Here is a 26,214-nt window from a genome sequence, read left to right as displayed (position 1 = left end):
GCCGGCCGCCGGCCCGGCGCGGCGGCCGGCATCAGCCACAGCCGGACGAACAGCGTGCCCGCGCCCTGCACCAGGATGCCGGCCGCCGAGGCGCCGGCCAGGATCAACACCAGGAGCAGGATCACGGTGCCCGCCGTACGCCACGCCGGGTCGGTGACCTCCGCGCGCAGCGAGGCCAGGTCCGACCAGCGGCGGTGACCGAGCCGCACCGCCACGAACGCCGCGACCAGGTAGACGACGCCCGGGACGACAAGCATCGTCATCCAGCGGTCGGCGATCTTGCCGGCCAGCGCCTCGACGAACTTGGTCATGGGCCGAGCAGCACCCGGGCCAGCGGCCGGCGCAGCACCGCGCAGGTGGGCGGCGGGTCGGCGGGCGGCTCGACCCGGGCACACCGCCGGGCCGGGCAGGCCAGCACCGCCAGCGCCGGGTGGCCGCCGCCCAGGCCGGGAACCGGCGCGTAGCGGGCGCGGACGGGGCTCAGGCCGGCGGCGTACCCGGCGGCGAGAAGCTGATCCTCGAGGGAGTCCAGGTGGCCGGACACGTCCTCCCGGCCGGCGCGTACCTCGCCGGCGACGCGGGCCGCCAGGTCGTGCATCGGTCCCGGGACCGCGAGCGGGCCGGCCGGATCCGCCAGCCGCCGGCACAACGTCTCGAGCCGCTCGTCCACAGTGTCACCGTCCCGACCGACGCATTGCGGATAGATCCATGAGGCACGATCCTTACACAAGTGGTCCGCCCGAACCCACACGTTGCGGCAGCCGCACGGCATGTCGACGAGTTTCGTCGCACCGGCGACCTGCGGCTGCTCGACGCGGCCATCGCGGGGTTCCGGACGGCCGCCGACACCGACAACCTGGGCACCGCGCTGCTGGTCCGGTTCGAGCGGACGGGGCGACGCGAGGATCTCGCCGAGGGCACCGCCCTGCTCCGGCAGCTCGCCATCAGCAGCGGCGTGACGATCGACCGGTTGTGCTGGCTGGCCCAGGCATACGAGCACCGCCACCGGCTGGACCGCGACGCCGCCGACCTGGACGCCGCGATCGCGCTCTGCCGCACCGGCCTCGACAAGGCTGGTCCGGGCGACGACCCGGCCCTGCTCCGCCACGTGCTGGGCCGGTGCCTGCGGGAGCGCCACCGGCTCGGCGGCCCCGCCGCCGACCTGGACGCCGCGATCGTCGCGCAGCGCGAGGCGGCCGCCGGCCACCCGATGCGCCCGGGCATGCTGGTCAACCTGGTGGACAGTCTCCGCGCGCGCTTCGAGCGGTACGGCGACGAGGCGGACCTGGACGAGGGCATCGCGGCGGCCGACGAGGGCATCGCGGGTTTGCCCGCCACGGAGCCGATCCGGGCGGACGCGCTGCACCACGCCGGGGTGCTGCGCCGCTACCGGTACGAGCGGACCGGCGCACCCGGCGAGATCGAGGCGGCCGTGCGTGCCCTGCGCGAGGCGGCAGGGGAGCCCCGCAACGCGGGCATCCGCGCCGACAGCCTCAGCAACGCGCTGATCCGGCAGTTCGAGTGGACCGGCGACGATGCCGCGCTCGCCGAGGCGATCGACGTGCAGCGCCGCGCCCTCGCGGCCACCCCGGCCGGCGACCCGGAACGGAAGCGCCGCGCGCACATCCTCGCGACCGCGCTGCGCAACCGCTACCTGCACTTCGCGGACGGGCGGGCGCTGCGGGAATCCGTCGACCTGCTACGCGACCTCCGGGAGGACCCCCGGTTCGGCGCCACCTTCGGCATCGCCGCGCAGGACATGTGGTGGCACACCCGCGACCCGTCGTGGGCGGACGAGGCCGTCGCGGCGGCCCGGGCCGCGCCCGACGAGGACCCGGTCAGCGCCCGGCACACCCTGGCCAACGCGCTGCGCTGCCGGTTCGCGGCGCGGGGCGCTCCGGACGACCTGCGCACCGCGATCGACCTGCTGGAGCAGGTGCTGCGCGACGCGCCGTCCGGCACCGCGGAGCACGGACGATGCCTCGGCAACCTCGGCGGCGCGTGGCTCGAGGCGTACCGGCGTTTTGATGATCCCGCCGCGCTGGACCGGGCGGTGGCGACGCTCGGCCGCGCGGTCCGCGCGGACTCCGTCCCGGCGCCGCAGCAGGCCTGGCATCAGCAGCGGTGGGCGCAGGCGCTGGGCCTGCGGTTCGACCGGACCGGCGATCCCGCGGTGTTGCGCCGGATGACCGCCGCCTACGCCGCGGCCGCGACCAACGAGGGTGCGACCCCGATGACGCGGCTGCTGGCCGCGAGCGATTGGGCCGACGGCGCCGCGCGGCAGCAGGACTGGCAGACAGCGCGGACGGCCGCCGCGACGGCCATCGACCTGATCCCGTACGTGGCCGGCAGGCGGCTGGCCCGCACCGACCGCGAGCAGGGGCTCGCACATCTCAACGGCGTCGCGGCGGACGCCGCCGCCTGTGCCCTGCAGACCGGCGCCGTCGAGCTGGCGCTGCGCTGGCTGGAGCAGGGTCGCGGCGTCCTGCTCACCCAGGCGCTCGAGTCACGCGGCGACCTCACCGAACTGCGCGGCAGGCACCCGGAACTGGCCGCCGACTGGGTACGCACCAACGAAGCCCTGAACAACGCGGACCTGCCGAGCGAGCGCCGGCACACCCTGGCCGTGCGCCGCGACGAGCTGCTGGCCCGCATCCGCGCGCTGCCCGGGCTCGGATCCTTCCTGATACCGCCGCCGGTGCAGGACCTGTGCGCGCGGGCGGCCGGCGGTCCGATCGTGCTGGTGAACGTGAGCCCGCATCGCTGCGACGCCCTGGTGGTCACGACCGACGGGGTGACGCTGGTGCCGCTGCCGGCCGTCAGCGCGGACGAGGTCCAGCGCCGGGCGGACCTCTTCGGCGCGGCGATCCGGGCGACCGAGCGGCCCGGCGCGGACGAGGCCGAGGCGCAGCGGACCGTCACGGAGGTGCTCGACTGGCTGGCCGGCACGGTGACCGGGCCGGTGCTCGACCGGCTCGGGCCGGGCGTCACCCGGATCTGGTGGTCGCCCGGCGGCCCGCTGACGGCGCTGCCGCTGCATGCGACGGCGCTCGACCGGGTGGTCTCGTCCTACACCCCGACGGTACGGGCGCTCCGCGCACCGGTCGCCGCCACGGAGGCGAGCCTGCTGGTGGTCGCCATGCCGGAGACCGAGGGCGAACGCCCGCTGCCGTACGCCCGGCGCGAGGCGGCCGCGGTGGCCGCCGCCGGGCCGGGCCGAACGCTGATCGCCGGGGAGGCCACCCACGACGCCGTCGTCGAGGCCCTGCGACACCACGAGTCCGTGCATTTCGCCTGTCACGCGGTGAGCGATCCGGAGCGGCCGTCGGCCGGCAGCCTGCTGGTGCACGATCACCGCGAGCGCCCGCTGACCGTGCTGGACGTGTCGCGGCTGGAGCTGCCGGCGGCGCGGCTGGCGTACCTCTCGGCCTGTCACACCGCGCACGGCCCGACCCGCCTCGCGGACGAGGCGCTGCACATCACCGGCGCCTTCCACCTCGCCGGCTACTCGTCGGTCGTCGGCACGCTGTGGCAGGTCAACGACCGGGTCGCGAGCGAGGTCGCGGCCGACTTCCACACCCGGTGGCGGGACGAACCCCACGATCCCGCGGCGGCGCTGCACCAGGCCGTCCTCGGGTTGCGGCGGCGGTTTCCGCGGACACCCAGCCTGTGGTCCGCCTACGTCCACTACGGAAGGTGAGCACCGCCGATGAGCCGGAAAGAAAAGAAGATCAGGGTCACCGTGCCGGTCTCCCCCGCGACGTACGCCAAGATGCAGTACCAGGCGCTGCGCCGCCGGCACGGCGACGACCACCCGGAAATCCTGCGTGCCGCGCAGGAGGTGGCCCGGGCCCTCGGCGACCGGCCCGAGGACCAGGAGGAGTCGATCGAGACGTACCAGAATGTGATGTGGGCGTTGTGGGACTCGCGCGGGCCGGACGACCCGTGGTTTCTGGAGGTCGTGCACGACGCCGCCAAGGTGGTGTTCCGCTCCGGCGACCTGGCCCGCGCCGAGGAGATGTTCCAGGCGGCGCTGGACGGCCGCGAACGGGTCCTCGGCCGCAACCACCGGGACTCGCTCGCCAGCGCGGAAATGCTGGGCCGGGTCCTGACCGCGGTCGGCCGGCCGGCCGAGGCCGAGGCGCTGCACCGGGACGTGCTGGACCGGCGCTGCCGCGCCACCGGCGGCGACGCCGACGCGGCCCGGGTGGCCCGCCTCGATGTCGCGCGCTCCCTGCTGGCGCAGGGCCGCGCGCAGGAGGCCGCGGTGGAATTCCGTGCCCTGACGGAGGAGGCGGAACGCGACTGGGGTCCGCAGGACCCCCGGACGGCGGGCAGCCGGAGCAACCTCGCCGGCGCCCTGTTCGAGCTGGGCGAGCTCGAGGAGGCGGCCCGGATGTTCCGGGCCGGCCTCGCCGCGGAGTCCCGCGATGACGGCACGGGCCACAACAATCTGGCCACCGTGCTGTTCTTCCTCGACCGGTTCGAGGAGGCCGAGGACGAGCTGCGGCAGGCGCTGGCGTTGAAGGAACGGCACTACGGCCGGGACGCGCTCGAGACGATGCAGTCGGTGGAGAACCTGGCCCGGGTCGTGGCCCGGCGTGGCGACCGGACCGAGGCCCGGGCCCTGGCGCAGCGGTGCCTGGCCGTGTATCGGCGGTCCTACCCGGCACACCACCCACGGATCAGCGGGCTTCGCGAGCTCCTTGACTGACCACGACCCGGCCGGCCGAGTGTTGCGCGAGCCGCTCGCGGACCGACGCGGCCAGCAGCGCGGCGGGCGGGTCGACCAGCGACGTCACCCGGATGAAGGCGGCCGCCAGGTCGGCGTCGTCCGCCGCCGCACGCTGCAGCCGGGCGAGGTACTCGCCGGTGAGCGGTGACGGGGGCTGGGCCGGCCCGGTGACGCCGGGCTGTGCCAGGTCCGCGCCGGTCGCGAGCGCCCACGGCGCGTCGATCAGCTCGGACTGGGCGGCGAAGAAGCGCAGCGGGTCCGGGCCGTCCGGTGCCGACACCTCGGCGCGCAGCGCCGTCGTCGTCGACGCGGCCACCGTCATCCCCTGGCCGTACACCGGGTTGAAGGCGCACGCGGCGTCGCCGGTGACGAGGAAGCCCGCGGGCAGCTCGGAGAGTCGTTCGAAGCGGCGGCGCACGTACGTCGGGCAGCGGAACGCGGCGGCGGCGCCCAGCGGGGTGCCGGCGCGCACGATCTCGTACGTGTCCGGTATCGGCAGCGACCGGGCGTACGCCGCGAAGGACTCCAGGTCCGTCGGCGGGCGTTCGCCGAGGATGCCGGCGAGGGTCACCATGACGCGGCCACCCTCCAGCCGCTGCGCGATCGCGCTGCGGCGCTGGCCGGGGAAGCGGGTGGTGGCGATCAGCAGGTCGTCGCCGAACGTCCCGGGCGGCCCGGTGAAGACGCGGGTGGCGTAACTCAGGTCGATGCCGACGATGTCCTCGCCGGGCGGGGCGAAGCCAAGGCCGGCGAGCCAGCGCGCGGCCCGCGACGCCCGGCCGCAGGCGTCGACCACGAGGTCGGCCGGCAGGACGCGAGACCCCTCGCCCCGGCGGCCGACGACCCGGGCGCCGGTGACCCGGCGACGGTCCTCGGTCGCCTCCAGTCCCACGATGTCGTGGCCGTCCAGAAAGGTGATGTTGGTCCGCCGGCGCACCGCGTCCCGGATCCCGGCCTCGATCAGGGGCCGGCTGGCCGACAGCATCGTCAGGCCGGTGGTGGCCTGGCGCAGCAGGCGCCCCTGCAGGTACCAGCGGACGTTGCCGAGGATGTCGCCGAGCAGCGCGCCCTGCCCGGCCAGCCCGGCGGTGAAGCCCGGCAGCAACTCCTCGACCAGGCGCAGGCCCGACGGCAGGAAGCCGTGCACGTGCCGGCCCTGCGGAACTCCCTGGCGGTGCCCCGGCTGCGGCGCCAGGATGTCGCGTTCGACGATGACGACGCTGCCGTAGCTGTCGGCGAGCACGCTCGCGGCGAGCAGTCCTGCTGCTCCGCCGCCCAGCACGACGGCACGGTCTGCGGCGCTGAAGGGCATGGACCCCACCTCCCCGGTCGAGAATCCAGGGGGCACGGCGAACCCGCTGCCGGACGGCGGACACTTTCCTGCCCGCAATCCGACGTATCCGGCCGGCGCGGCCGGTCCGGCCGGACGATTCCGCTTACCCTGGGACCCCGCCCGAACTCACCGGGAGACCCCGGTGGCGGCCGACAGCGGCCGGAGGTCGATCGGCAGTCCGTCGCGGGGATAGGGCAGCGAGACGTTGCTCATCGGCGGGACGTAGCCCGGCGGCACCGACCAGCGGAACCGGGTGAGGATCTGCGCCAGCAGGGTCCGCACCTCGAGGTCGGAGAAGGCCATGCCCAGGCACTTGTGCGCGCCGCCGCCGAACGGCGCCCAGGCGAACCGGTGCGACCGGTCCTCCCTGCGCTCCGGCGAGAAGCGCTCGGGGTCGAACGCCTCCGGCCTGCTCCAGTACTCGGGCAGGTAGTGCGAGAGCTGCAGGCAGACCGTCGTGTGGGTACCGGCGGCGATCCGGCGGCCGGCCACCTCGGTGTCCGCGACCGCGTACCGCGCGACGACGGGGACCGGTGCGACCAGGCGCTGGCACTCCTTGATCACCATGTCCAGGTCCCGCAGCTCGCTCAACTGCCGCACGCTCGGGTCCGGACCGAGCGCGAGCGCCTCGTCGCGGACCCGCTCCTGCCACTCGAGGCTGCGGCCCAGCTGGTACATCGCGGTCGACACCGTCGACGTCGAGGTCTCGTGCCCCGCCATCAGCAGGAAGATCATGTGGTTGACCACGTCCGGGTCGTCGAAGCGCCTGCCGTCCTCGTCCCGCACCTGGGTGAGCACGGAGAACAGGTCGTCGCCGCCCGACGCCCGCGCCGCCGGCAACTGGCCGGCCAGGAACCGCTCCAGCACCGCCCGCCCGCGCGTCGCCCGGTGCCACCTGTTGCCCGGGACCGCCACCCGCAGGATCGCCCCGCCCGCCTGCACGCAGTCGATGAAGGCGCGATTGACCCGGTCCAGCTCGGCCGGCTCGGCGATCCGGTGACCGCCCATGAAGATCTGGGTGGCGAGGTTGAGCGTCAGCCGCTTGAGCGCCGGGTACGCGGCGAAGCCCGGCGCCGCCCGCCAGGTGCCGAGCTCCGCCGCCACCGCCGGGACCAGGGCGGCGGTGTAGGCCTCGATCCGCTCGCGGGTGAAGGCCTGCTGCAGGATGCGCCGGTGCTGGATGTGCTCCGCGCCGTCGAGCAGCATCAGTCCACGATGGAAGAACGGACCGACCAGGAACTCCCAGCCGTTGACGAACGCCTTGTCGCCGTTCTGCAGCACGCTGCCGCAGGCGTCCGGGCCCAGGACGAACGCGGTCGTCCGGCCCGGCATCGGGACGGGGGCGACCGGTCCGTGGCGGGCGTACAGCTGGCGCATCAGCGTGAGCGGGTCGTGCATGTAGGCCAGCGGCCCGCCGACCAGGGGCACCTTCGACTTCGCCCGGACCCACCGGGAAGCCGACGAGGAAGCCGTCACCATGTCCCGCTCCTATGCTCGAACAGCCCAGCCCCTCCATCATGCACAGGGACACGGGTGTCCGGTGAGGACGCCGGTGGTCTACGTGGCGCCGGGCCCGGCGTCGTGGGTGCGGTAGTGGCCGGCGAAGGACACCGGCAAGCCGGGCCCGGCGGTGAACTCCGTCCCGCAGTGCCGGGCGGTCACCGGGTCGCCGTCGAGCACCGAGTACGTGACCCGGTGCTCCTCGATGTCGACCTGGAACACCGATCCGCGGATCCGCAGCGGGAACCGCAGCCGGCCGGCGCGGGTGGGCAGTATCGGGGAGAACTCGGGTACGGGTGAGCGCCAGCGGTATCCGGCGAACGCGTACACGAGCGCCAGCCAGGTGCCGCCCGCCGACGCGATGTGGATGCCGTCGCGGAGGTTGCCGGCGGTGTCGGCGATGTCGATGGCGGCGGCGTCGACGAGGTACTCCTCGGCCGTGCGGTACTTGCCGATGTCGGCCGCGGCGATCGCCTGGACGCATTCGGACAGCGAGGAGTCGCCGGTGGTCAGCGGGTCGTAGTGCTCGAAGATCCGGCGTCGCTCCTCCGCGGTGAACCGTTCCGGGAGCAGCACCGTGGCGAACACGACGTCGGCCTGCTTGATCACCCGGTGGCGGTAGATGACGAGCGGGTGGAAGTGCAGCAGCAGCGGGTACTTCTCGCGCGACATCCCGGCGAAGTCCCACGGCTTCTGGTCCATGAAGCTGTCGTCCTGCAGGTGCACGTCGGCCTGCTCGTCGTACGGGATGTAGATCTTTTCGGCGGCCCGGCGCCAGGTCTCCACCTCGCCGGCACGCAGGCCGGTGCGGTCGACCAGCCGGCGGTGGTCCCGCGGCGACTCCGCCCGTACCCGTTCCACCGCGTCGGCGGCGAGCCGCAGGTTCTCGGCGGCCATGAGGTTGGTGAACAGGTTGTTGTCGACCACCGTGGTGTACTCGTCCGGGCCGGTCACCTTGTGGATCACGAACTGGCCGTCCCGCCGGTCGCAGAAGAAGCCGAGGTGCGCCCACATCCGCGCGGTCTCGACGAGCAGCTCCGCGCCGTGCCGGAACAGCAGGTCGGTGTCCCCGGTGACCCGGACGTACTGATCGACGGCGTACGCGATGTCGGCGTCGATGTGGTACTGCGCCGTCCCGGCCGCGTAGTACGCCGAGGCCTCGTCGCCGCCGATGGTGCGCCACGGGAACAGGGCACCGGCGCAGCCGACCTCGGCGGCCCGGCGCCGGGCGTCGGGCAGCATCCGCACCCGGTGCATGAGCAGGCTGCGGGCCACGTCGGGCGAGGTGTGCACGAGGAAGGGCAGGACGTACACCTCGGTGTCCCAGAAGTAGTGCCCCTCGTACCCGGTCCCGGTCAGGCCCTTGGCCGGCATGCCGTGCCCCTCGGCGCGCAGCGTGGCCTGCATGATGCTGAAGAGGCTGAAACGCAGCGCCTTCTGGGCTGCGGGGCTGCCCTCCCACACCACGTCGCTGCGGTCCCAGAAGGCGCGGACCTCGTCCTCGTGTGCCGCCAGCGAGGCCGGATAGCCGGCGCTGCGGGCCCGGTGCAGCGTCATCGCCACGCGTTCGCCCAGGTCCGTGTCGGTATCCGGGCCGTAGTGGTATCCGAGCCACTTGGTCAGCGTGACCGTCCGGCCCGGCTGCGCCTCGGCCTCGAACACGACGTAGGCGCGCCGGCCGTCGAGCCTGGTGCGGACGTGCGTGAGCAGTCCGGGGTCGAACTCGTGATCCATGCCGGCCGCCACCCGCAGCGCGCTGCGGGCCGTCCGATAGGCGCGGATCACCCGGACCCCGTCCTCGCGGTCGCCGTCGGGCCGCAGGGCCGCGTCGTCCAGGGCCCGGGTCTGCCTCGGGTCGAAGGCGGCCGTCTCGGTTCGCGCGCGGCGCGTCACCAGCTCCGAGGAGATGACGACCCGGCCCGGGGCGTCGAGGGCGGTCAGCTCGAAGCGGATGCCGGCGAGATGCCGCTGGGCGAGGGAGACGAACCGGGTGGTGAGCAGCCGGAACCGCCGGCCGTCCGCCAGCTGGAACACGACTGTGCGTTCCAGGACGCCGCGGCGCATGTCCAGGACCCGCTCGAACTCCCGGACCTCGGTGGTCTCGCAGGTGACCGGGTCGTCGTCGACGAACAGCCGGACCGCGGTGCCGTCGGGGACCGGCACGATGGTCTGCCCGGTGGTGGCGAAGCCGTGCGCGTTCTCCGGGTAGACGATCGGCCAGGTCTCGTGGAAGCCGTTCAGCAGGGTCGACGGTCGGTAGGACGGCTCGCCCTCGTCGAACGAGCCGCGCATGCCGAGGAAGCCGTTGGCCACCGCGAACAGGGTCTCGGTCTGCTCGATGAAGCCGGGGTTGTACACGTGCTCGACGATCCGCCACGGTTCGATCGGGTAGTCCCCGCTCGCCGCCAGGATCCGGCGGGCGGCGGCCACCAGCCGGTGACCCCGCGGCCCGGCCCGGTGCACGTCGTCGGTCGCGGCGGCCAGCAACTCGCCGAGGTCGGCGACCACCAGGTCGGCGCCGTGCTCCGCGAGCTCGGTGCCGCAGGCCTCCCGGTCGACGCCGATGACCAGGCCGAACTCTCCGGCCCGGCCCGCCGCCATGTCGGCGGGCAGGTCGCCGACCACGATCGTCCGGCCGGGTTCGACGCCGAGCCGGCGGGCGGCCTCGAGGTACCTGCCGGGTGCCGGCACGCCGCCCGGGCCGTCCACGCCGGCGTCGAAGAGATTGGTGAGTCCCGCGCCGGCCACGACGGCCGTACCCTCGGGGTCGCCGGACACGATCGCGGTCCTGAGCCCGGCCTCCCGCAGCTCGCGGACCCAGGCGATGGAGCCCGGAAACGCCTCGACGCCGGTGCGTGGCGAGCCGGGCCCGCCCGATCTGCGCGGGACGAGCACCCCGTCGAGGTCGAACAGCACCGCGTCGTAGTCCCGGGCGATGGCCAATGCCGGCATTTTCTCTCCCAGGGCAGCCGCGGTCGTCTTCGCTATGCGTAGAAATACCGCAAAACGGCGCGACGGCGGCTCGCCCGCGACGGATGGAACGGCCGGGCCAGGCGCCCGGCGGGCCACCGTTCGGGCCGCCCAGGTTCACTCCTGCGGGATGATGCCGCCCGCCCAGACGAAGCGGACGTCCGGCGCCTTCTCCTCGTTTCCGGAGCCGTCGGTCCTCTCGGCCACGGTGAAGCCGTGCCGGAGGTAGAACCGCTGCGCGCCGGTGTTGGTCGCGAACGTCCACAGCTGGAGCCCGTCCGGCCGCCGCGACTTCGCGTGCTCGATGAGGCGGGAGCCCAGTCCCCCGCCGGTGCGGCCCGGTGCGACGTAGAGCTGGTCGACCCAGCCGCCGTCCAGCACCAGCACCGCCAGCGGCGCGCCGCCGTCCTCCAGCAGCCACACCTCCCGCTCGGCGAGGACCACGGTGGCGACCCACTGGTGCACCTCGGGGTCCGAGTGGACCGCGGTGGGGATGGCGGTGGCGGCCCGGCGGGCGCGGATGAGCAGCTCCGCGACAGCCCGGGCGTCCCCGTCTCCGGCCCGCCGAATCGTCGTGTTCATCGCCGCATCATGCCGGGTCCGGGTGCGTTGCAGGTGCGAATTCCACGGTGATGGCCAGGCCGCCCTCGGGGCGCGCGCCGGTGGTGAGGGTGGCGTGGTGGGCCTGCGCGACGGCGCTGACGATGGCGAGGCCGAGCCCGTAGCCGTCGCGGCGGCCGTGCCGGTCCGGCGTCAGCCGCTGGAAGGGCTGGTAGAGGCGCTGGACCTGGTCGCCGGGGATGACCGGCCCGCTGTTGGTGACCGTCAGGATCGCCCGGGCGCCGCAGGCCCGGGTGGTGATCTCCACGTGCCCGCCCGGGTGGTTGTGGCGGATGGCGTTGTCGACGAGGTTCGCGATGAGGCTTTCGATCAGCCTCGGGTCTCCGATCGTGACCGCGGGCGCCAGGTCTGCGGCGAGGCCGACGCCGCCCAGCGTGGCCTGGTCGCGGCGGGAGTCGAGCACCCCGGCGGCGACCCGGGCGAGGTCGACCGTGTCCCTGCGGGTGAGGCCGCGCTCGCTGGTGGCCAGGGCGAGCAGGGCCTCGACGAGCCGTTCCTGGTGTCCGCCGAGGGCGAGGGCCTCCTCGCAGGCCGAGCGCAGGGTGCCGGCGTCGGCGTCCGGGTCGGCGAGGGTGACCTCGAGCAGCGTACGCAGGCCGGCGAGCGGGGTGCGCAGCTCGTGGGAGGCGTTGGCGACGAAGTGCCGCTGCGCGTCGAAGGAGGCCTGGAGGCGGGCGAAGAGGTCGTCGAGAATGTGGCCCAGTTCGGTCAGCTCGTCGGCGGGTTCGCCGAGGTCGAGGCGCCGGTGGAGGTTGCCGGCGGAGATGGCGGTGGCGGTGGCGGTGATGGCCCGCAGGGGCCGCAGGAAGCGGCCGGCGACGAACCACCCGGCGGCGAGCGCGACGGGGACGAGGACGGCGAGCGCGACGGCGGAGCCGACGACGAGCTGGTGCGGGCCGATGCCGTCCCCGGTGCCGGTGACCGTGGCCGGCCCCGGGCTGTCGACCGGAACGGTCGACCGGAGGCCGGCCAGCGGAACCAGGACGACGGCGAGGACCACGACCCCGGCGGCGTAGACGCCCGCGGCGTAGAAGAGCGCGAGCCGGGCCCGCAGGGATCTGGTCACCGCGGCCCGATCCGGTAGCCGCCCTCGCGGACGGTCTCGATCACCGGCGGGTCGCCGAGCTTGCCCCGCAGCCGGTGCATGGTGTGCTTGACCGCGGACGTGAAGGGGTCGGCCGCCTCGTCCCAGACCCGTTCGAGCAGTTCCTCGGCGGACAGCACCAGGCCGGGCGAGCCCAGCAGGCATTCCAGGAGCGCGAACTCCTTCGGGCTGAGCTCGAGGCGCCGGCCGGCGCGGGACGCCACCCGGCGGGCGGGGTCCAGGGTGATGTCGCCGCAGGCCAGGGTCGGCGGAAGCGGCGGGGTGGCCCGGCGGGCCAGGGCGCGCACGCGGGCGACCAGTTCGGCGAAGGCGAACGGCTTGGGCAGGTAGTCGTCCGCGCCGAGGCCGAGCCCCTCGACGCGATCCTCGATCGTGCCGGCCGCGGTCAGCATCAGCACCCGGGGGTCGCAGCGGTCGCCGGCCAGCCGCCGGCAGATCTCGTCCCCGGGCACGCCGGGCAGGTCGCGGTCGAGGATCACCACCTCGTAGCGGGTGACGGCCAGTCGCTCGAGGGCGTCGGCACCGTCCAGGACGACGTCGACGGCCATTCCCTCGCGGCGCAGCCCGGTACCGATGGATCGGGCGAGGATCTCGAAGTCCTCGACGACGAGGACCCTCACCGCCGGTCACCGCCGGACGGCCGGGCGGGGCGGCCGGGTCGAGTTGCCATGCGCGTAACGATGCCAGGTCCCGGGTCGCAGCCGGGTCGCGGCGGCCGCGACCGGGCTGGAACCGGGTGCCGCGTACAACGTTCGGCATGAGTCCAATTCAAGGGATCGTCGTCGCCGGACTGCGCAAGCGGTACGGGGCGACCCTGGCCCTCGACGGCATGTCCTTCACCGTCCGCCCGGGCGTGGTCACCGGCTTCGTGGGGCCGAACGGCGCCGGGAAGTCCACCACGATGCGGGTGATCCTGGGCCTGGACGCGGTCGACGAGGGCATCGCGCTCATCGGCGGAAGGCGGTACCGCGGCCTCCGGCACCCGCTGAAGCACGTCGGTTCGCTGCTGGACGCGGCGGCGCCGCACCCCGGCCGCAGCGGGCGCAACCACCTGCTGTGGCTGGCGCACTCACAGGGCCTGGCCGCGCGGCGGGTCGACCGGGTGATCGAGCAGGTCGGCCTGGGTCCGGCGGCCCGGCGCGGGGCGGGCGGCTACTCGCTCGGCATGCGGCAGCGGCTCGGCATCGCCGCGGCCCTGCTGGGCGACCCGCCGATCATCATGCTCGACGAGCCGTTCAACGGCATGGACCCCGACGGCATCATCTGGATGCGCGGCCTCCTGCGGTCGCTGGCCGCCGACGGCCGCGCCGTGCTGGTGTCCAGCCATCTGATGAGCGAGGTGCAGGACACCGCCGATCACCTCGTCGTCGCCGGGCGCGGCAGGGCCATCGCCGACGCCGGCGTGGCCGATTTGATCGCGGCCTGCTCCGGGGGCCGGGTGGTCCTGCGCACCACGGCCGGCGCGGACGCGACGCGGGTGCTCGCGCGGGCCGGCGCGACGGTGGCGGCCACCGGCCGCGACACCGTCACCGTCTCCGGGATGCCGGCGGATCGGATCGTGGCTCTGCTCGGCGCTGGCGCGGTGCCGTTCTCCGAGGTGTCGGCGCACCGCGCCACTCTGGAGGACGTCTACCTGGAACTGACCCGCGAGGCGGTCGAGTTCCGCGCCGCGACGCCGACGGAGGTGACCCGATGACCGGCTTCGCCGAGTTGCTGAACGCGGAGTGGACCAAGTTCCGGACGGTGCTGGGCTGGGTGACCGGCATGGCGGTGGCGGCCCTGCTGGTGGTGCTGGTCGCCCTGCTCGCCGGGATCAGCAGCGATCAGCAGGGCTCGGGGCCCGCGCCGACCGGCCCGGGCGGCGAGCCGGTCACCGACAGCTTCTACTTCGTGCACCGGCCGCTGACCGGGGACGGCAGCGTCACCGTTACCGTCTCCGCGCTCGAGAGCAGCGTCCCCACGGGCCTCGACGGCGTGCGCCCCGGCGTCGTGCCGTGGGCCAAGGCCGGGCTCATCGTCAGGCAGAGCACCCGGCAGGGATCGCCGTACGCGGCGATCATGGTCACCGGCGACCACGGCGTACGGATGCAGCACGACTACGTCAACGACACGGCCGGCCCCGCCGGGCCGGTACGCCTGCTGCGGCTGGTCCGCTCGGGCGACACGATCACCGGCTACGCCTCCGCCGACGGCACCGCCTGGACCACGGTGGGCTCCGCGCGCCTGAGGCTCGGCCCGACCGCGCAGGGCGGGCTGTTCGTGGCGTCTCCGCAGGCCGTGGAGGGCCTGGGCACGACGAGCAGCGTGTCGACGGCTGCCTTCCGGGACCTCCGTCTCCAGGGCGGCTGGGCCGGCGGCGAGTGGACGGGCGAGCAGCTGGGGGCCGGGTCGCCCTCCTTCGCCGGCTATCCGGCGGACACGTCGGGCTCGTTCGCGGAATCCGGCGGCGGCCTCACGGTGACCGGCGCCGGCGACCTGGCGCCCGCCGTCCGCTACTCCCTGCCGACCGCCGGCACCCTCGGCAACCTGCTCACCGGCACGTTCGCCGCGCTGATCGCGGTGATCGTCGTCGGGGCGCTGTTCATCACCACCGAGCACCGGACGGGGCTGATCCACGTCACCCTGGCCGCCGGCCCGGGACGGGGCCGGGTGCTGCTGGCCAAGGCGATCGTGCTGGGTTCCGTCGCGTTCGTCGCCGGGCTGGCCGGCACGGTCGTCGCGGTCCCGCTCGGCGTGCGGCTCGCCCGGGCCCACGGCGTGTACATCTTCCCGGTGTCGGCGTCGACCGGGCTGCGGGTGGCGGTGGGCACCGCGGCGCTGCTCGCCGCCGCCTCGGTCCTCGCCCTCGCGGTCGGCGCCGTCGTGCGGAGCAGCGCCGCCGCGGTCACCACGGTCATCGTGGCCTTCGTGCTGCCGTACCTGCTGGTCGCCAACCCGTTCATGCCCGCGGGCGCGGCTGCCTGGCTGACCCGGGTCACCCCGGCCGCGGCCTTCGCCGTGCAGCAGACGCTGGTGAAGTACCCCCAGGTCGCGAACCCTTACACGCCGTACAACGACTACTACCCGCTGGCGCCGTGGGCCGGGCTCGCGGTGCTGGCCGGCTACGCGGCGGCCGGCCTGGCGGTGGCGGCCGTCGTGCTGCGCCGCAGGGACGCATGAGGGCGGCGCTGCGCGCGGAGTGGACGAAGCTGCGGACCGTCGCCGGCCCGCGCCGGCTGCTGCTCGGCATGATCGTGGCGACGGTGGCGCTCGGCGCCGCGGCGGCCTCGGTGGTGACCTGTGAGTCCGCCGGCTGCGGCGGCGACCCGGTCAGGTTCGGCCTCATCGGCGTCATGCTCGGCCAGGCGCCGGCCGCCGTCCTCGGCGTGCTGGTCATCGGCGGCGAGTACGGCTCGGGCATGATCCGCACGACCCTGACGGCGATGCCGCGCCGGGTCACCGCCTTCGCCGCCAAGGCCGTCGCCCTCGCCGGTGTCGTGGCCGTCGCCGGCACCGTCGCGGTTCTCGGGTCGCTGCTGGCCGGGCGGCTCCTGCTGCCCCGCCACGGCTTCACCGCCGCACACGGTCATCGCGCCCTGTCCCTGGCGGACGGCCCGACCCTGCGCGCCGTCGTCGGGTCGATCCTGTACCTGACCCTGATAGCCCTGCTGAGCCTCGGCGTCGCCGCCGTCGTGCGCAGCTCCGCGGCCGGCATCGGAATCGTCCTCGGCCTGCTCTACCTGCTGCCCGTGCTCACCCAGGCGATCGGCGATCCGCACTGGCAGCGCCGGCTCGAGCAGATCGCACCGATGAGCGCCGGCCTCGCCGTCCAGGCCACCACCGACCTGCGCCTGCTGCCGCTGCAACCCTGGGCCGGCCTCGCCGTCACCGCCGGGTGGGCCGCCGCCGCCCTCGCGGCCGGCGCCCTGCTGCTCCGCGTACGCGACGCCTAGAACGCGACGCCGCCGCGCGGACGACCGGGTGGTCCGCGCGGCGGGGAAGCCGGCGGGGAGGCTACTGGGCGATGCGGACCAGGTTCTTGCCGAAGCCGTCGCCGCGCAGCATGGCCAGGAAGGCCTCGGGCGCCTGGGACAGGCCCTCGAAGATCGTTTCCGGGTGCTTGATGCTGCCGTCCGCGATCCACGGCGCCACGTCGGCGATGAAGGGCTCGCGCAGGTCGCCGTGGTCGCTCACCAGCATGCCGCGCATCGTCAGGCGCTTGCCGATCAGCATGGCCAGGTTGCGCGGCGCCGGGGTCGGCTCGGTGGCGTTGTAGACGCTGATCATGCCGCAGACCGTGATCCGGCCGTGCAGGTTGAGCGCCGAGATCGCCGCCTCGAGGTGGTCGCCGCCGACGTTGTCGAAGTAGACGTCGATGCCGTCCGGCGCCGCGCGCTTGAGCTGCTCGCCGATCGGGCCGTCGTGGTAGTCGAACGCCGCGTCGAAGCCGAGCTCGTCCGTCAGGTACGCGACCTTCGCCGCGGAGCCGGCGCTGCCGATGACCCGGGCGGCGCCCTTGAGCCGCGCCAGCTGGCCGACGACCTGGCCGACCGCGCCGCCGGCGCTGGAGACGAAGACGACGTCGCCCGGCTTGAACTCCGCGGTGCGCAGCAGCCCCGCGTACGCGGTGAGCCCGGTCATGCCGAGCACCCCGAGGTACGCGCCCAGCGGGGCCGCCGACGGGTCGACCTTGGCCGCGGAACGCGCGTTGACCAGGGCGTACTCGCGCCAGCCGAACCCGTGCAGGACGATGTCGCCGGGCTTGAGCCCCTCGGCGGCCGACGCGACGACCTCGCCGACGGCGCCGCCCTCGAGGGCGTGGCCGACCTGGAACGGCGGCACGTACGACTTGCGGTCGTCCATCCGGCCGCGCATGTACGGGTCGACGCTCATCAGCAGGTTGCGCACCAGCACCTGGCCCGGCTCGGGGTCACCCAGCTCGGCGGTGGCGAACTCGAACGTCTCGGCGGTGGGCCAGCCCTGCGGGCGGGCCGCGAGGCGGACCTCGGTCGATCGTACGGACACGGACACTCCCGGTGATCGCGAATGTATACACTGCGCACATTAGGAAGGCGGTGTGTGCAGTGTCAACATCACCGGGGGGTCGGTCGTATCACCATGGCGACCTGCGGGCGGCGCTGCTCGACGCCGGGCTCGGGCTGCTGGACGACGGCGAGGCGTTCTCGCTGCGCGCGGTGGCGCGCCGGGCCGGCGTTTCGCCCAACGCGCCGTACCGGCACTACGAGGACAAGGACGCCCTGCTCTCGGCCCTGGCGGGGCGCGGCTTCGACGGGCTGGCCGACCGCCTGGAGGCGTCCGCCGACCTGGAGACCATGGCCCGGGTCTACGTGGCGTTCGCGCTGGAGCACCCCGGGCTGTTCCGCCTGATGTACGGCCGCCCGACCGCCAACGCGGCATGGGCGCGCACCGCCGAGATCCTGGCGAGCCGGGTGGCCACCCCGGCCCTGCGGGTGGGCGCGTGGGCGCTGGTGCACGGCCTGGCGGTGCTGCTGCTCGACGGCAAGCTGGAGTGCACCGACCCCGACGCCCTGGTCAGGTCGACGGTGGCCGCCGTGCTGACCCCGGCGGTGCGGGCCTAGCGGCATCGAGCATTCGGGTCTGTGCGAACGACCATCGGGACTCTACGATTCCGCCATGTTTTGGAAGCGCGCGAAGCCACCGGAGCACGAACCCGAGCCGGAACGCCCGTCCGACGATCGGTTCATGGCCCTGGTGCGCGACAGGATCGAGGAGATCGCGCCCGGCTTCGCCGAGGGCAGCACGATCAAGAACGGCATCCTGCTCGGCCGCCACCAGCCCTGGGCGGTGATGATGATGCCCAACCACACCGGCGACCCCGGGCATTTCGACCTGGGCTTCACCACCAACCTGGGCGACCCCGGCCGGGACCTCGTCGTGGACTGCGTCAGCGGCATCGGGACCGGTGCCGGCGCCGTCGGCACGGCCGTGCACCTCTGGGCCGAGACCTCCGGCGCCTGCTTCCTCGAGATGGCCACCGGCAGCACCGGCCAGTACGCGACCCACCTGGGCGAGGAGGACACCGCGGCCGTCCCGGGCTGGCACACCATCAGCTCCGGGGTGATCGGCTACGGCCCCGACAACGCGAGCAACCACGCGCTGCAGGCCGCGATGCTCGACAGCGAGCTGCTGCGCACCCTGTCGGGCGAGCTGACGCCCGCGCTGAACCGGCCCCGGCTCAACGGCATCAAGGTGTTCCTCTGCCGGACCCCGGACTCGACGGTCGCCGAGATCCGGATCAACGGCGAGCCGGCGGTGTCCGCCTCCGAGGCGATGGCCGGGCTGCCCTGGCCCGGCGTGGCGGACACGGCGATGGCCCGGTTCTACGCGGTGGCCGCGCGCCCCGGCTGACCCGGCGGTCCGGCTTGCGCCTCGCGGGACGGAAGCCGGACTCCGCGAGGCGCCTAGACCGTGCGGGCGAGGCGGTCGGCGAGCAGCTTGGCGAAGCGGGCCGGGTCGGTCAGGTCGCCGCCCTCGGCCAGCAGCGCGGTGCCGTAGAGCAGCTCCGCCGTCTCCGGCAGGTTCGGGTCGTCGGCCCGCTGCTCGTGCGCCGCCCGCAGGCCGCTCACCAGCGGGTGCTCCGGGTTCAGCTCGAGGATCCGCTTGACCGGCGGCACCTCCTGGCCCATCGCCCGGTACATCTTCTCGAGGGTGGGCGTGATGTCGTCGGCGTCGCTGACCAGGCAGGCCGGCGAGGTGGTCAGCCGGGTGGAGAGCCGGACCTCCTTCACCTCGTCGGTGAGGGTCTCGCCCAGCCAGGTCAGCAGCGGGGCGAACTCGCCCGACTTCTCCTCCGAGGCCGGCTCGGCGTCGAGATCGACGGAGCCGCGGGCGATCGACTGGAGCTTGCGGCCGTCGTACTCCGGCACCGCGTCGACCCAGATCTCGTCGACCGGGTCGGTGAGCAGCAGGACCTCGTAACCCTTGGCCTTGAAGGCCTCCAGATGCGGCGAGTTCTCCACCTGCACCCGGGTCTCGCCGGTCATGAAGTAGATCGCGTCCTGGCCCTGCTTCATCCGCTCGACGTACGCGGCGAGGGTGGTCGGCTCGTCGCCGGCGGTCGAGGCGAACGAGGCGATGTCCAGGATCGGCTTCTGGTCGTCGGGGTCGCCCAGCAGGCCCTCCTTGACCGCCCGGCCGAACTCGCGCCAGAAGGTGCGGTACTTCTCCGCGTCGTTGGTCATCAGGTCCTTGACCGTGGAGAGGACCTTCTTGGCGAGGCGGCGGCGGATCATCTGGATGTGCCGGTCCTGCTGCAGGATCTCCCGGGAGATGTTCAGCGACAGGTCGGCGGCGTCCACCACGCCCTTGACGAAGCGCAGGTGGTCGGGCATCAGCTCGCGGCTGTCATCCATGATGAACACGCGCTTGACGTAGAGCTGGATGCCGCGGCGGCCGTCGCGCTGGAACAGGTCGTGCGGCGCGCGGGACGGGATGAACAGCAGCGCCTCGTACTCGAAGGTGCCCTCGGCGCGCATCTGGATGGTCTCGAGCGGGTCGGTCCAGTCGTGGCTGATGTGCCGGTAGAACTCGGTGTACTCCTCGTCCTTGACCTCGGAGCGGGGCCGGGCCCAGAGCGCCTTCATCGAGTTGAGCGTCGCCGGCTCGCCCTCGTCCGCGGCCAGGCGGATGGGGAACGAGATGAAGTCGGAGTACCGCTTGACGATCTCCCGGATCTTGCGCTCGTCGGCGTAGTCGAAGAGCGCGTCCTCCTCGTCCTTCGGACGCAGGTGCACGGTCACCGCGGTGCCCTGCGGCGCGTCGGCCGCCTCCTCGATCGTGTACGTGCCCTCGCCGGCCGACTCCCACCGGGTACCGGAGTCGTCGCCGACCCGCCGGGTGACCAGGGTGACCTTGTCCGCGACCATGAAGGTCGAGTAGAAGCCGACGCCGAACTGGCCGATCAGCTCGGCCGACTCCTTCTCCTTGCCCTCCTTGATCTTGCGCAGCAGCTCGGCGGTGCCGGACTTGGCGATCGTGCCGATCAGCGAGACCACCTCGTCGCGCGACATGCCGATGCCGTTGTCCCGCACGGTGAGCGTGCGCGCCTGCGCGTCGGCGGCGATCTCGATGTGCAGGTCCTCGGGGCTGACGCCGTCCTCGGCCAGGGCCACCAGGCGGCGCTTGTCCAGGGCGTCGGAGGCGTTGGAGATCAGCTCCCGCAGGAAGATGTCCTTGTTCGAATAGATCGAATGGACCATCAACTGCAGCAACTGCCGCGCCTCGGCCTGAAACTCCAGCGTCTCCGTCATGACACCCTCCGTGCTGTTCCGGCATTCTCGGGGGCGATCGTATGACCTCAGGGTGACCGTCCGCGCACGGGTACGCCGCACCATCGAACTATTGACATATTTCGAGGCCCGGTTCACGCTCAGAGAGCGCTCTCACGTAACATTTCTGAAATCCGAGGAGTGCTCATGGAAGTTGCTCCCGTCCCCCGCCCCCGCCGTCGCGGCGCCCTGATCGGCCTCGTCCTGACGCTGATCGCCGCACTCACCGCCGCAACGCCGCAGCCGGCGCTCGCCGCCGATCCCCTCGTCTCGCAGGGCAAGGCCGCCACCGCCTCGTCCACCGAGAACGGCACGTTCCCCGCCTCCGCCGCCGTCGACGGCAACACCGCCAGCCGCTGGTCGAGCGCCTTCAGCGATCCCCAGTGGATCCAGATCGACCTCGGCGCCTCGTACGCGATCAGCCAGGTCGTGCTGAACTGGGAGGCCGCGTACGCGACCGGGTACCAGATTCAGACCTCGGCCGACGGCAGCGCCTGGACCACCATCGCCTCGACGACCACCGGCACCGGCGGCATCCAGACGCTCGCCGTCTCCGGCACCGGCCGCTACGTGCGGATGAACGGCACCGCCCGCGCGACGCCGTACGGCTACTCGCTCTGGGAGTTCCAGGTCTTCGGCACCACCACCGGCGGGCCGGGCATCCCCGGCGGCGGCTCGCTCGGGCCCAACGTGCTCGTCTTCGACCCGTCGATGTCCACCGCGTCGATCCAGTCGCAGCTCAACACCGTGTTCAGCCAGTCGGAGACGCAGCAGTTCGGCGGCCAGCGCTACGAACTGCTGTTCAAGCCCGGCACCTACAACGACCTGACCGCGAACATCGGCTTCTACACGTCGATCGCCGGGCTGGGCCGCAACCCCACGGACGTCAACCTCAACAGCAGCAACGTGACCGTCGACGCCGGGTGGTTCGGCGGCAACGCGACCCAGAACTTCTGGCGGTCCACCGAGAACTTCTCCGTGACGCCGCCGGCCGGGACCGCGTACGAGCGGTGGGCGGTCGCGCAGGCCGCGCCGATGCGCCGGATGAACATCAACACCCACCTGAGCCTGACCCCGACCGGGTTCGGCTGGGCCAGCGGCGGATACATCGCCGACACCAAGGTCAACGGGCAGTTGCAGCCGTTCTCGCAGCAGCAGTGGTACACCCGCAACAGCAACATCCAGATGAACCTCAACGCGGTGTGGAACAACGTCTTCACCGGCGTGGTCGGCGCCCCCGCGACCTCGTTCCCGAACCCGCCGATCACCACCCTGGCCACCACGCCGATCAGCAGGGAGAAGCCGTACCTGTACCTGGACGGCTCGAACTACGCGGTGTGGGTGCCGAGCCTGCAGACCAACTCGTCGAACGTCACCTGGCCGAACACGCCGGGCAGCTCCATCCCGCTGACCCAGTTCTACGTCGCGCACCCGGGCGACTCGGCGGCGACGATCAACGCGGCGCTGGCGCAGGGCCTGAACCTGCTCTTCACGCCCGGCATCTACCACGTCAACCAGACGATCAACGTGAACCGGGCGAACACCGTGGTGATGGGCCTCGGCTACGCCACGATCGTCCCGGACGGCGGGGTGACCCCGATGACGGTCGCGGACGTCGACGGGGTGAAGATCTCCAGCCTGCTCTTCGACGCCGGCACCACCAACTCCGCCAACCTGCTGCAGATCGGGCCGGCCGGCTCGAGCGCCGGCCACGCCGGTAACCCGACCTCGGTGCAGGACGTGTTCTTCCGGATCGGCGGCGCCGGACCCGGCGCGGCGACCAACAGCCTGCTGGTCAACAGCAACAACACGCTGCTCGACCACATCTGGGCCTGGCGCGCCGACCACGGTGCCGGGGTCGGCTGGACGACGAACCCCGCCGCCAGCGGGCTGATCGTCAACGGCAACAACGTGCTCGCACTCGGCCTGTTCGTCGAGCACTACCAGAACTACCAGGTGCAGTGGAACGGCAACGGCGGACGGACAATCTTCTTCCAGAACGAGATGCCGTACGACCCGCCGACCCAGGCCGCGTGGCGCACCGGCACCAACGGGTACGCCGCCTACAAGGTCGCGAACTCGGTCACCACGCATGAGGCGTGGGGCATGGGCAGCTACTGCTACTTCAACGTGAACCCCTCGATCGTCGCGGCCCGCGGCTTCGAGGCGCCGAACGCCTCCGGTGTCCGGTTCCACAGCCTGCTGACGGTGTCGCTCGGCGGCGTCGGCTCGATCACCAACGTCATCAACACCACGGGCGCCGTGGCGCAGGGCACGGACACCGTGCCGAGCTATCTCGTCGCGTACCCGTAAGCCTTCTGCGGGCAGAAGCGTGCGTCGGATTCCGGCGCACGCTTTCCGTGTCGGGCCCCGTTGTGCTGAACTGTCGTCGCCAGGGCGCTGTACATCGCAGTGAACCGGATCGTCGACCGCGACGTGTGTGACACAAGGGCCCTGCGAACAGGAGATATGTCGATGACGGCTGCGAACGAACGGCTGCACGGGGTAACCTCCCGCACCGCTGTCCCCCCGGCCATGCTGGCCCGGCTCGTCCTCTGGGCGGTCGTCGGCGTCAACGTGCTGATAGTCGAGACGGTGTTCCTCACCGCCGAGCCCGCCAAGAACCCCATCCTCGGGTTCGGCAAGTGGCTCGGCCTGCACCTGGCCCTGGTGATGATCCTGCAGCTGGTCCTGGTGGCCCGCCTGCCGTGGCTGGACCGCCGGATCGGCATGGACCGGCTCACCTCGTGGCACCGGTGGACCGGTTTCTCCCTGTTCTGGCTGGTCCTGCTGCACCCGACGTTCATCCTGCTCGGCTACGCGAGCGAGTACCACAGCACGCCGCTGATCGAGTTCAACAACCTGAGGGTCCAGGTTCCGGTGCTGCTGGGCATGCTCGCCGCCGGCATCGTGCTGGTCGCCGCCGGCCTCTCGATCCGCGCGGCGCGGCGCCGGCTGTCGTACGAGGCGTGGCACGCGGTGCACTTCTGCCTGTACGTCGCCGTGGCCTTCGCCCTGATCCACCAGCTCTTCGAGGTGTCGACGTTCACCTCCTCGGCGCTCGCGCGGGTGTACTGGTGGGCGCTGTGGGCGTTCGCGCTGGTGTCGCTGATCGTCGGACGGATCGCCATGCCGCTGTGGCGCAACGCCCACCACCGGTTCCGGGTCGCCGCGGTGGTGCCCGAGGCCGACAACGTGGTCTCGGTGCACGTCACGGGCCGCAACCTCGACAAGCTTCCGGCCCGCGCGGGCCAGTTCATGATCTGGCGCTTCCTGGGCCACGGCCACTGGTGGGACGCGAACCCGTTCTCCCTGTCGGCGGCCCCGGACGGCCGCAGCCTGCGGCTGACGGCGAAGGCGGTCGGCTCGGGCAGCGCCCGGCTGCGCGACATCCCGGTCGGCACCCGCGTCTTCGCCGAGGGCCCTTACGGCGCGTTCACCTCGCTGAGCCGGGTCAAGGACGCGACGCTGCTGATCGCCGGCGGCGTCGGCATCACCCCGATCCGCGCCCTGCTGGAGGAGCTCACCGGCCCGGTGGTCGTGCTGTACCGCGCGCACACCGAGAGGGACGCGGTGCTGCTCGGCGAGCTGCAGAACCTGGCGCGGGCCCGCGGCGCCCAGTTGCACCTGCTGACCGGGCGCACGGGCGAGGGCTCTCCGCCGAACAACCCGTTCGACCCGCACAACCTGGCCGCGATGGTCCCGGACATCCTGGACCGCGACGTCTACGTCTGCGGCCCGGCAGCGATGACGAACGCGGTGCTGCGCAGCCTGCGCTCGCTGCGGGTCCCGTCGAGCCAGGTGCACTCGGAGCGCTTCAGCCTCGCCGGCTGAGCGCGACCGGCGCTAGCAGCCCGGCCCGGCGGCCCGGCCGGCGACGATCCGGTACGCGGAGACGTCGCCCTTCAGGTACGGGCTGAGCTGCTTGATCGTCGTCGGCGCGGCGTTGTGCTGGGCCACGAAGGCCACGACCGCGCCCTCGACCGAGTGGCACGAGGCCTGGTCGGCGACCGTCCTGGTCGAGCCGGTAAGGCCGTCGACGTTCAACGCAGCGTAAGAAACGCCAGCAACACTCACAGTGATAGCCGCAGCCATGGCGACCTCGCTCAGGTTCACGGATATCTCCTGCTCAATCCGTCGGCGCACGCCGACGGAGCCCACCCTAGGCGACATAACCCCGAGTAGCCAAACGTCCGTAAAGTCGTGGAAGCGGTCCGATCGGCCGACACAGAGTTATGAGACGTCGTCGTGTGGGGCGGCACCCGCCCGCGCGAGTGACGCGAGTGAATCGTTTGAGGGCTTTACGGCCCGCCTGAGGCTTCCGTACCGTCATTACCCAGTGCAACGGTTCAGTAACGCTCGGAGGAAGCCATGCGTCGTGCCGCTGTCATCGCCGGATTCGCCCTCGCCGCCCTGTGGATCGCCGCGCCCGCGCAGGCGTTCGCACACAACAACGTCCACAACGCCAACCTGCACGCCCTGCTCGACGGGCTCACCCTGCTGGTGGCGTCCGCTCCGATCTGGACCGCGGCGCTGTGGCGCGGCTCCCGGTCCTGGCTGCTCGTCGCGCTCATCGCGGTGATCCAGATTCCGGTCGCCGTCATCGGCTTCATGCCGATCGTCGACCCGGCCCTGCATCTGACGCTCTTCGCCCTCGCGCTGGCGCTGACCGGCGCCTCGCTCTGGCTGGTGCGGCGCTCCCCCGCTACCGAGACGGCACCCGCGCCCGATCGGTCGTGACCCACTGGCCGGTGGGCGTGCGGATCGCCAGCGCGGTCACCGGCGCATCCGGGGCCTCGCCGTCCCGGATGATCTCCACCACCGGGCAGCCCGGCGTCTCCGGATGCCAGAAACCCTCGGGGTCCCGGACCGACGAGAAGCGGCAGTGCTCCTCGTCGGCCCACCCCCAGGCAAGTAGAAGCTCCCGGCCGTTCATCGAGTAGCGGCCGACGGTCGCCGTCCGGTCACCCTCGGTGCGACGGAAGAACTCGGCGCTCAGGCCCGGCACGACGACGCCCTCGAAGCTGGCGTTGTCGATCGTGCGGTCCGAGGTGTAGGTATCAAGATCCGGCAAGGGCACCCGCCGAGCGTGTCACGGCAACCACCGCCGGCCGCTCGACAACGCCGGACATGACCTGATCGAGCGACAAGGCCGGACCTGCGGCAGACTTCCGGACCATGCGCCTGGTCTCCCTGCTCCCCTCCGCCACCGAGATCGTGTACGCCCTCGGCCTCGGCGACGACCTGGTCGGCGTGACGTTCGAGTGCGACGAGCCGCCGTCCGCCCGCACGGAGAAGACGGTCGTGGTCGGCGGGCGCGACACCCGCGGCATGACCCCCGGCGACATCGACGCGTACGTGAAGGACCGGCTGAGCACGGGCGGCGACCTCTACACGCTGCACGCCGGCGCGCTGGCCGCGCTCGCGCCCGAGCTGATCCTCACCCAGGACCTGTGCCAGGTGTGCGCGCTCCCGTCCGGACAGGTCTCCGACGCGCTCGACTACCTGGGCTGCCGCGCCGACGTGCTGTCGCTGGATCCGTACACGCTCGACGAGGTGCTCGAGACGTTCCTCCGGGTCGGCGCGCGCGCCGGGGTGCGATGTGCACACGGCGCAAATCCAGTCAGAGGGCGGTGGATATGGGATGGCCGGTGGAGCGTGT

21 protein-coding genes and 2 pseudogenes are annotated in these 26,214 nt (G+C 72.9%); 11 read left to right on the top strand and 12 right to left on the bottom strand.

The genetic code is table 11. The annotated features are described in order from the left end of the window. Both AB0F10_RS29820 and AB0F10_RS29815 read right to left on the bottom strand, forming a co-directional pair. Positions 1-311 (bottom strand): annotated as a pseudogene (locus tag AB0F10_RS29820) (hypothetical protein); the annotation flags it as partial. After that, complete coding sequence (locus AB0F10_RS29815; RefSeq protein WP_360632242.1) at positions 308-670, bottom strand: hypothetical protein; 363 nt, start codon at positions 668-670, stop codon at positions 308-310. The gene AB0F10_RS29815 and the pseudogene AB0F10_RS29820, both read right to left, overlap by 4 nt. A 60-nt stretch (positions 671-730) precedes the next feature. On the opposite strand from AB0F10_RS29815, the gene AB0F10_RS29810 reads away from it, so the two are divergent. Both AB0F10_RS29810 and AB0F10_RS29805 read left to right on the top strand, forming a co-directional pair. Next, positions 731-3,700 carry a CHAT domain-containing protein gene (locus tag AB0F10_RS29810; protein ID WP_360632239.1) on the top strand — a complete coding sequence of 990 codons (2,970 nt, stop codon included), beginning with the start codon at positions 731-733 and terminating at the stop codon, positions 3,698-3,700. 9 nt (positions 3,701-3,709) lie between these two features. Then, positions 3,710-4,714 carry a tetratricopeptide repeat protein gene (locus AB0F10_RS29805; protein ID WP_360632236.1) on the top strand — a complete coding sequence of 335 codons (1,005 nt, stop codon included), beginning with the start codon at positions 3,710-3,712 and terminating at the stop codon, positions 4,712-4,714. Here the strand turns inward: AB0F10_RS29805 and AB0F10_RS29800 are convergent. The 6 genes from AB0F10_RS29800 to AB0F10_RS29775 all read right to left on the bottom strand — a co-directional run bounded on the left by AB0F10_RS29800 (position 4,686) and on the right by AB0F10_RS29775 (position 12,884). Continuing rightward, on the bottom strand, positions 4,686-6,047 hold the full coding sequence (locus AB0F10_RS29800; protein ID WP_360632233.1) for an FAD-binding monooxygenase: 1,362 nt from the start codon (positions 6,045-6,047) through the stop codon (positions 4,686-4,688). The two genes, AB0F10_RS29805 and AB0F10_RS29800, sit on opposite strands and share 29 nt — an antisense overlap. 147 nt (positions 6,048-6,194) lie before the next feature. Next, the gene (locus AB0F10_RS29795) at positions 6,195-7,547 is read right to left on the bottom strand and encodes a cytochrome P450 (protein ID WP_360632230.1); all 1,353 of its coding nucleotides are present in this window, start codon (positions 7,545-7,547) and stop codon (positions 6,195-6,197) included. A 78-nt stretch (positions 7,548-7,625) separates the two neighbouring features. Beyond that, complete coding sequence (locus AB0F10_RS29790; protein WP_360632227.1) at positions 7,626-10,520, bottom strand: HAD family hydrolase; 2,895 nt, start codon at positions 10,518-10,520, stop codon at positions 7,626-7,628. Positions 10,521-10,655: 135 nt separating this feature from the next. Next, positions 10,656-11,120 (bottom strand): GNAT family N-acetyltransferase, encoded by a 465-nt coding sequence (locus AB0F10_RS29785; RefSeq protein WP_360632224.1) that lies wholly within the window; start codon positions 11,118-11,120, stop codon positions 10,656-10,658. Between the two features lie 7 nt (positions 11,121-11,127). Continuing rightward, the gene (locus AB0F10_RS29780; RefSeq protein WP_360632221.1) at positions 11,128-12,225 is read right to left on the bottom strand and encodes a HAMP domain-containing sensor histidine kinase; all 1,098 of its coding nucleotides are present in this window, start codon (positions 12,223-12,225) and stop codon (positions 11,128-11,130) included. Continuing rightward, positions 12,222-12,884, bottom strand: coding sequence for a response regulator transcription factor (locus tag AB0F10_RS29775; protein WP_360632218.1), 663 nt, complete (start codon positions 12,882-12,884; stop codon positions 12,222-12,224). The genes AB0F10_RS29780 and AB0F10_RS29775 overlap by 4 nt, the downstream gene beginning before the upstream one ends. 137 nt (positions 12,885-13,021) lie before the next feature. Here AB0F10_RS29775 and AB0F10_RS29770 point away from each other — a divergent pair, with 137 nt between their 5' ends. The 3 genes from AB0F10_RS29770 to AB0F10_RS29760 are packed head-to-tail and all read left to right on the top strand — an operon-like array spanning position 13,022 to position 16,196. Continuing rightward, on the top strand, positions 13,022-13,960 hold the full coding sequence (locus AB0F10_RS29770; RefSeq protein WP_360632215.1) for an ATP-binding cassette domain-containing protein: 939 nt from the start codon (positions 13,022-13,024) through the stop codon (positions 13,958-13,960). Further along, entirely contained in the window at positions 13,957-15,423 is a 1,467-nt protein-coding gene (locus tag AB0F10_RS29765) for an ABC transporter permease subunit (protein ID WP_360632212.1), read from the top strand. The genes AB0F10_RS29770 and AB0F10_RS29765 overlap by 4 nt, the downstream gene beginning before the upstream one ends. Next, on the top strand, positions 15,420-16,196 hold the full coding sequence (locus tag AB0F10_RS29760; RefSeq protein ID WP_360632209.1) for an ABC transporter permease subunit: 777 nt from the start codon (positions 15,420-15,422) through the stop codon (positions 16,194-16,196). Before AB0F10_RS29765 ends, AB0F10_RS29760 begins: the two co-directional genes overlap by 4 nt. A 61-nt stretch (positions 16,197-16,257) precedes the next feature. Here the strand turns inward: AB0F10_RS29760 and AB0F10_RS29755 are convergent, their stop codons facing one another. Beyond that, positions 16,258-17,274 carry an NADP-dependent oxidoreductase gene (locus tag AB0F10_RS29755; RefSeq protein ID WP_360632206.1) on the bottom strand — a complete coding sequence of 339 codons (1,017 nt, stop codon included), beginning with the start codon at positions 17,272-17,274 and terminating at the stop codon, positions 16,258-16,260. Between the two features lie 53 nt (positions 17,275-17,327). Here AB0F10_RS29755 and AB0F10_RS29750 point away from each other — a divergent pair, with 53 nt between their 5' ends. After that, complete coding sequence (locus tag AB0F10_RS29750; RefSeq protein WP_360632203.1) at positions 17,328-17,843, top strand: TetR/AcrR family transcriptional regulator; 516 nt, start codon at positions 17,328-17,330, stop codon at positions 17,841-17,843. 55 nt (positions 17,844-17,898) lie between these two features. Continuing rightward, entirely contained in the window at positions 17,899-18,633 is a 735-nt protein-coding gene (locus AB0F10_RS29745) for a DUF6348 family protein (RefSeq protein ID WP_360632200.1), read from the top strand. Between the two features lie 53 nt (positions 18,634-18,686). Here AB0F10_RS29745 and htpG read toward each other — a convergent pair whose 3' ends face one another. After that, positions 18,687-20,534 (bottom strand): molecular chaperone HtpG, encoded by a 1,848-nt coding sequence (htpG, locus tag AB0F10_RS29740; protein ID WP_360632197.1) that lies wholly within the window; start codon positions 20,532-20,534, stop codon positions 18,687-18,689. A gap of 165 nt (positions 20,535-20,699) precedes the next feature. Here htpG and AB0F10_RS29735 point away from each other — a divergent pair, with 165 nt between their 5' ends. Both AB0F10_RS29735 and AB0F10_RS29730 read left to right on the top strand, forming a co-directional pair. Then, positions 20,700-22,865, top strand: a complete 2,166-nt coding sequence (locus tag AB0F10_RS29735; protein WP_360632194.1) for a discoidin domain-containing protein — start codon at positions 20,700-20,702, stop codon at positions 22,863-22,865. A 162-nt stretch (positions 22,866-23,027) separates the two neighbouring features. Further along, positions 23,028-24,386: a ferredoxin reductase family protein gene (locus tag AB0F10_RS29730; protein ID WP_360632191.1), complete on the top strand. Its 1,359-nt coding sequence runs from the start codon at positions 23,028-23,030 to the stop codon at positions 24,384-24,386. Positions 24,387-24,398: 12 nt separating this feature from the next. Here the strand turns inward: AB0F10_RS29730 and AB0F10_RS29725 are convergent, their stop codons facing one another. Next, positions 24,399-24,599 (bottom strand): hypothetical protein, encoded by a 201-nt coding sequence (locus tag AB0F10_RS29725; RefSeq protein WP_360632188.1) that lies wholly within the window; start codon positions 24,597-24,599, stop codon positions 24,399-24,401. Positions 24,600-24,923: 324 nt separating this feature from the next. On the opposite strand from AB0F10_RS29725, the gene AB0F10_RS29720 reads away from it, so the two are divergent. Further along, complete coding sequence (locus tag AB0F10_RS29720) at positions 24,924-25,292, top strand: hypothetical protein (protein ID WP_360632185.1); 369 nt, start codon at positions 24,924-24,926, stop codon at positions 25,290-25,292. Here AB0F10_RS29720 and AB0F10_RS29715 read toward each other — a convergent pair. After that, positions 25,258-25,632, bottom strand: a complete 375-nt coding sequence (locus AB0F10_RS29715; protein ID WP_360632182.1) for a hypothetical protein — start codon at positions 25,630-25,632, stop codon at positions 25,258-25,260. The genes AB0F10_RS29720 and AB0F10_RS29715 overlap by 35 nt on opposite strands. A gap of 98 nt (positions 25,633-25,730) precedes the next feature. On the opposite strand from AB0F10_RS29715, the pseudogene AB0F10_RS29710 reads away from it, so the two are divergent. Continuing rightward, positions 25,731-26,214 (top strand): annotated as a pseudogene (locus tag AB0F10_RS29710) (cobalamin-binding protein); the annotation flags it as partial.

Origin of the sequence: Actinoplanes sp. NPDC026623 (genome assembly GCF_040638275.1) — a bacterium.
In the GTDB taxonomy this organism is placed as follows: domain Bacteria; phylum Actinomycetota; class Actinomycetes; order Mycobacteriales; family Micromonosporaceae; genus Actinoplanes.
This window is presented reverse-complemented; position numbering and strand designations above follow the sequence as displayed.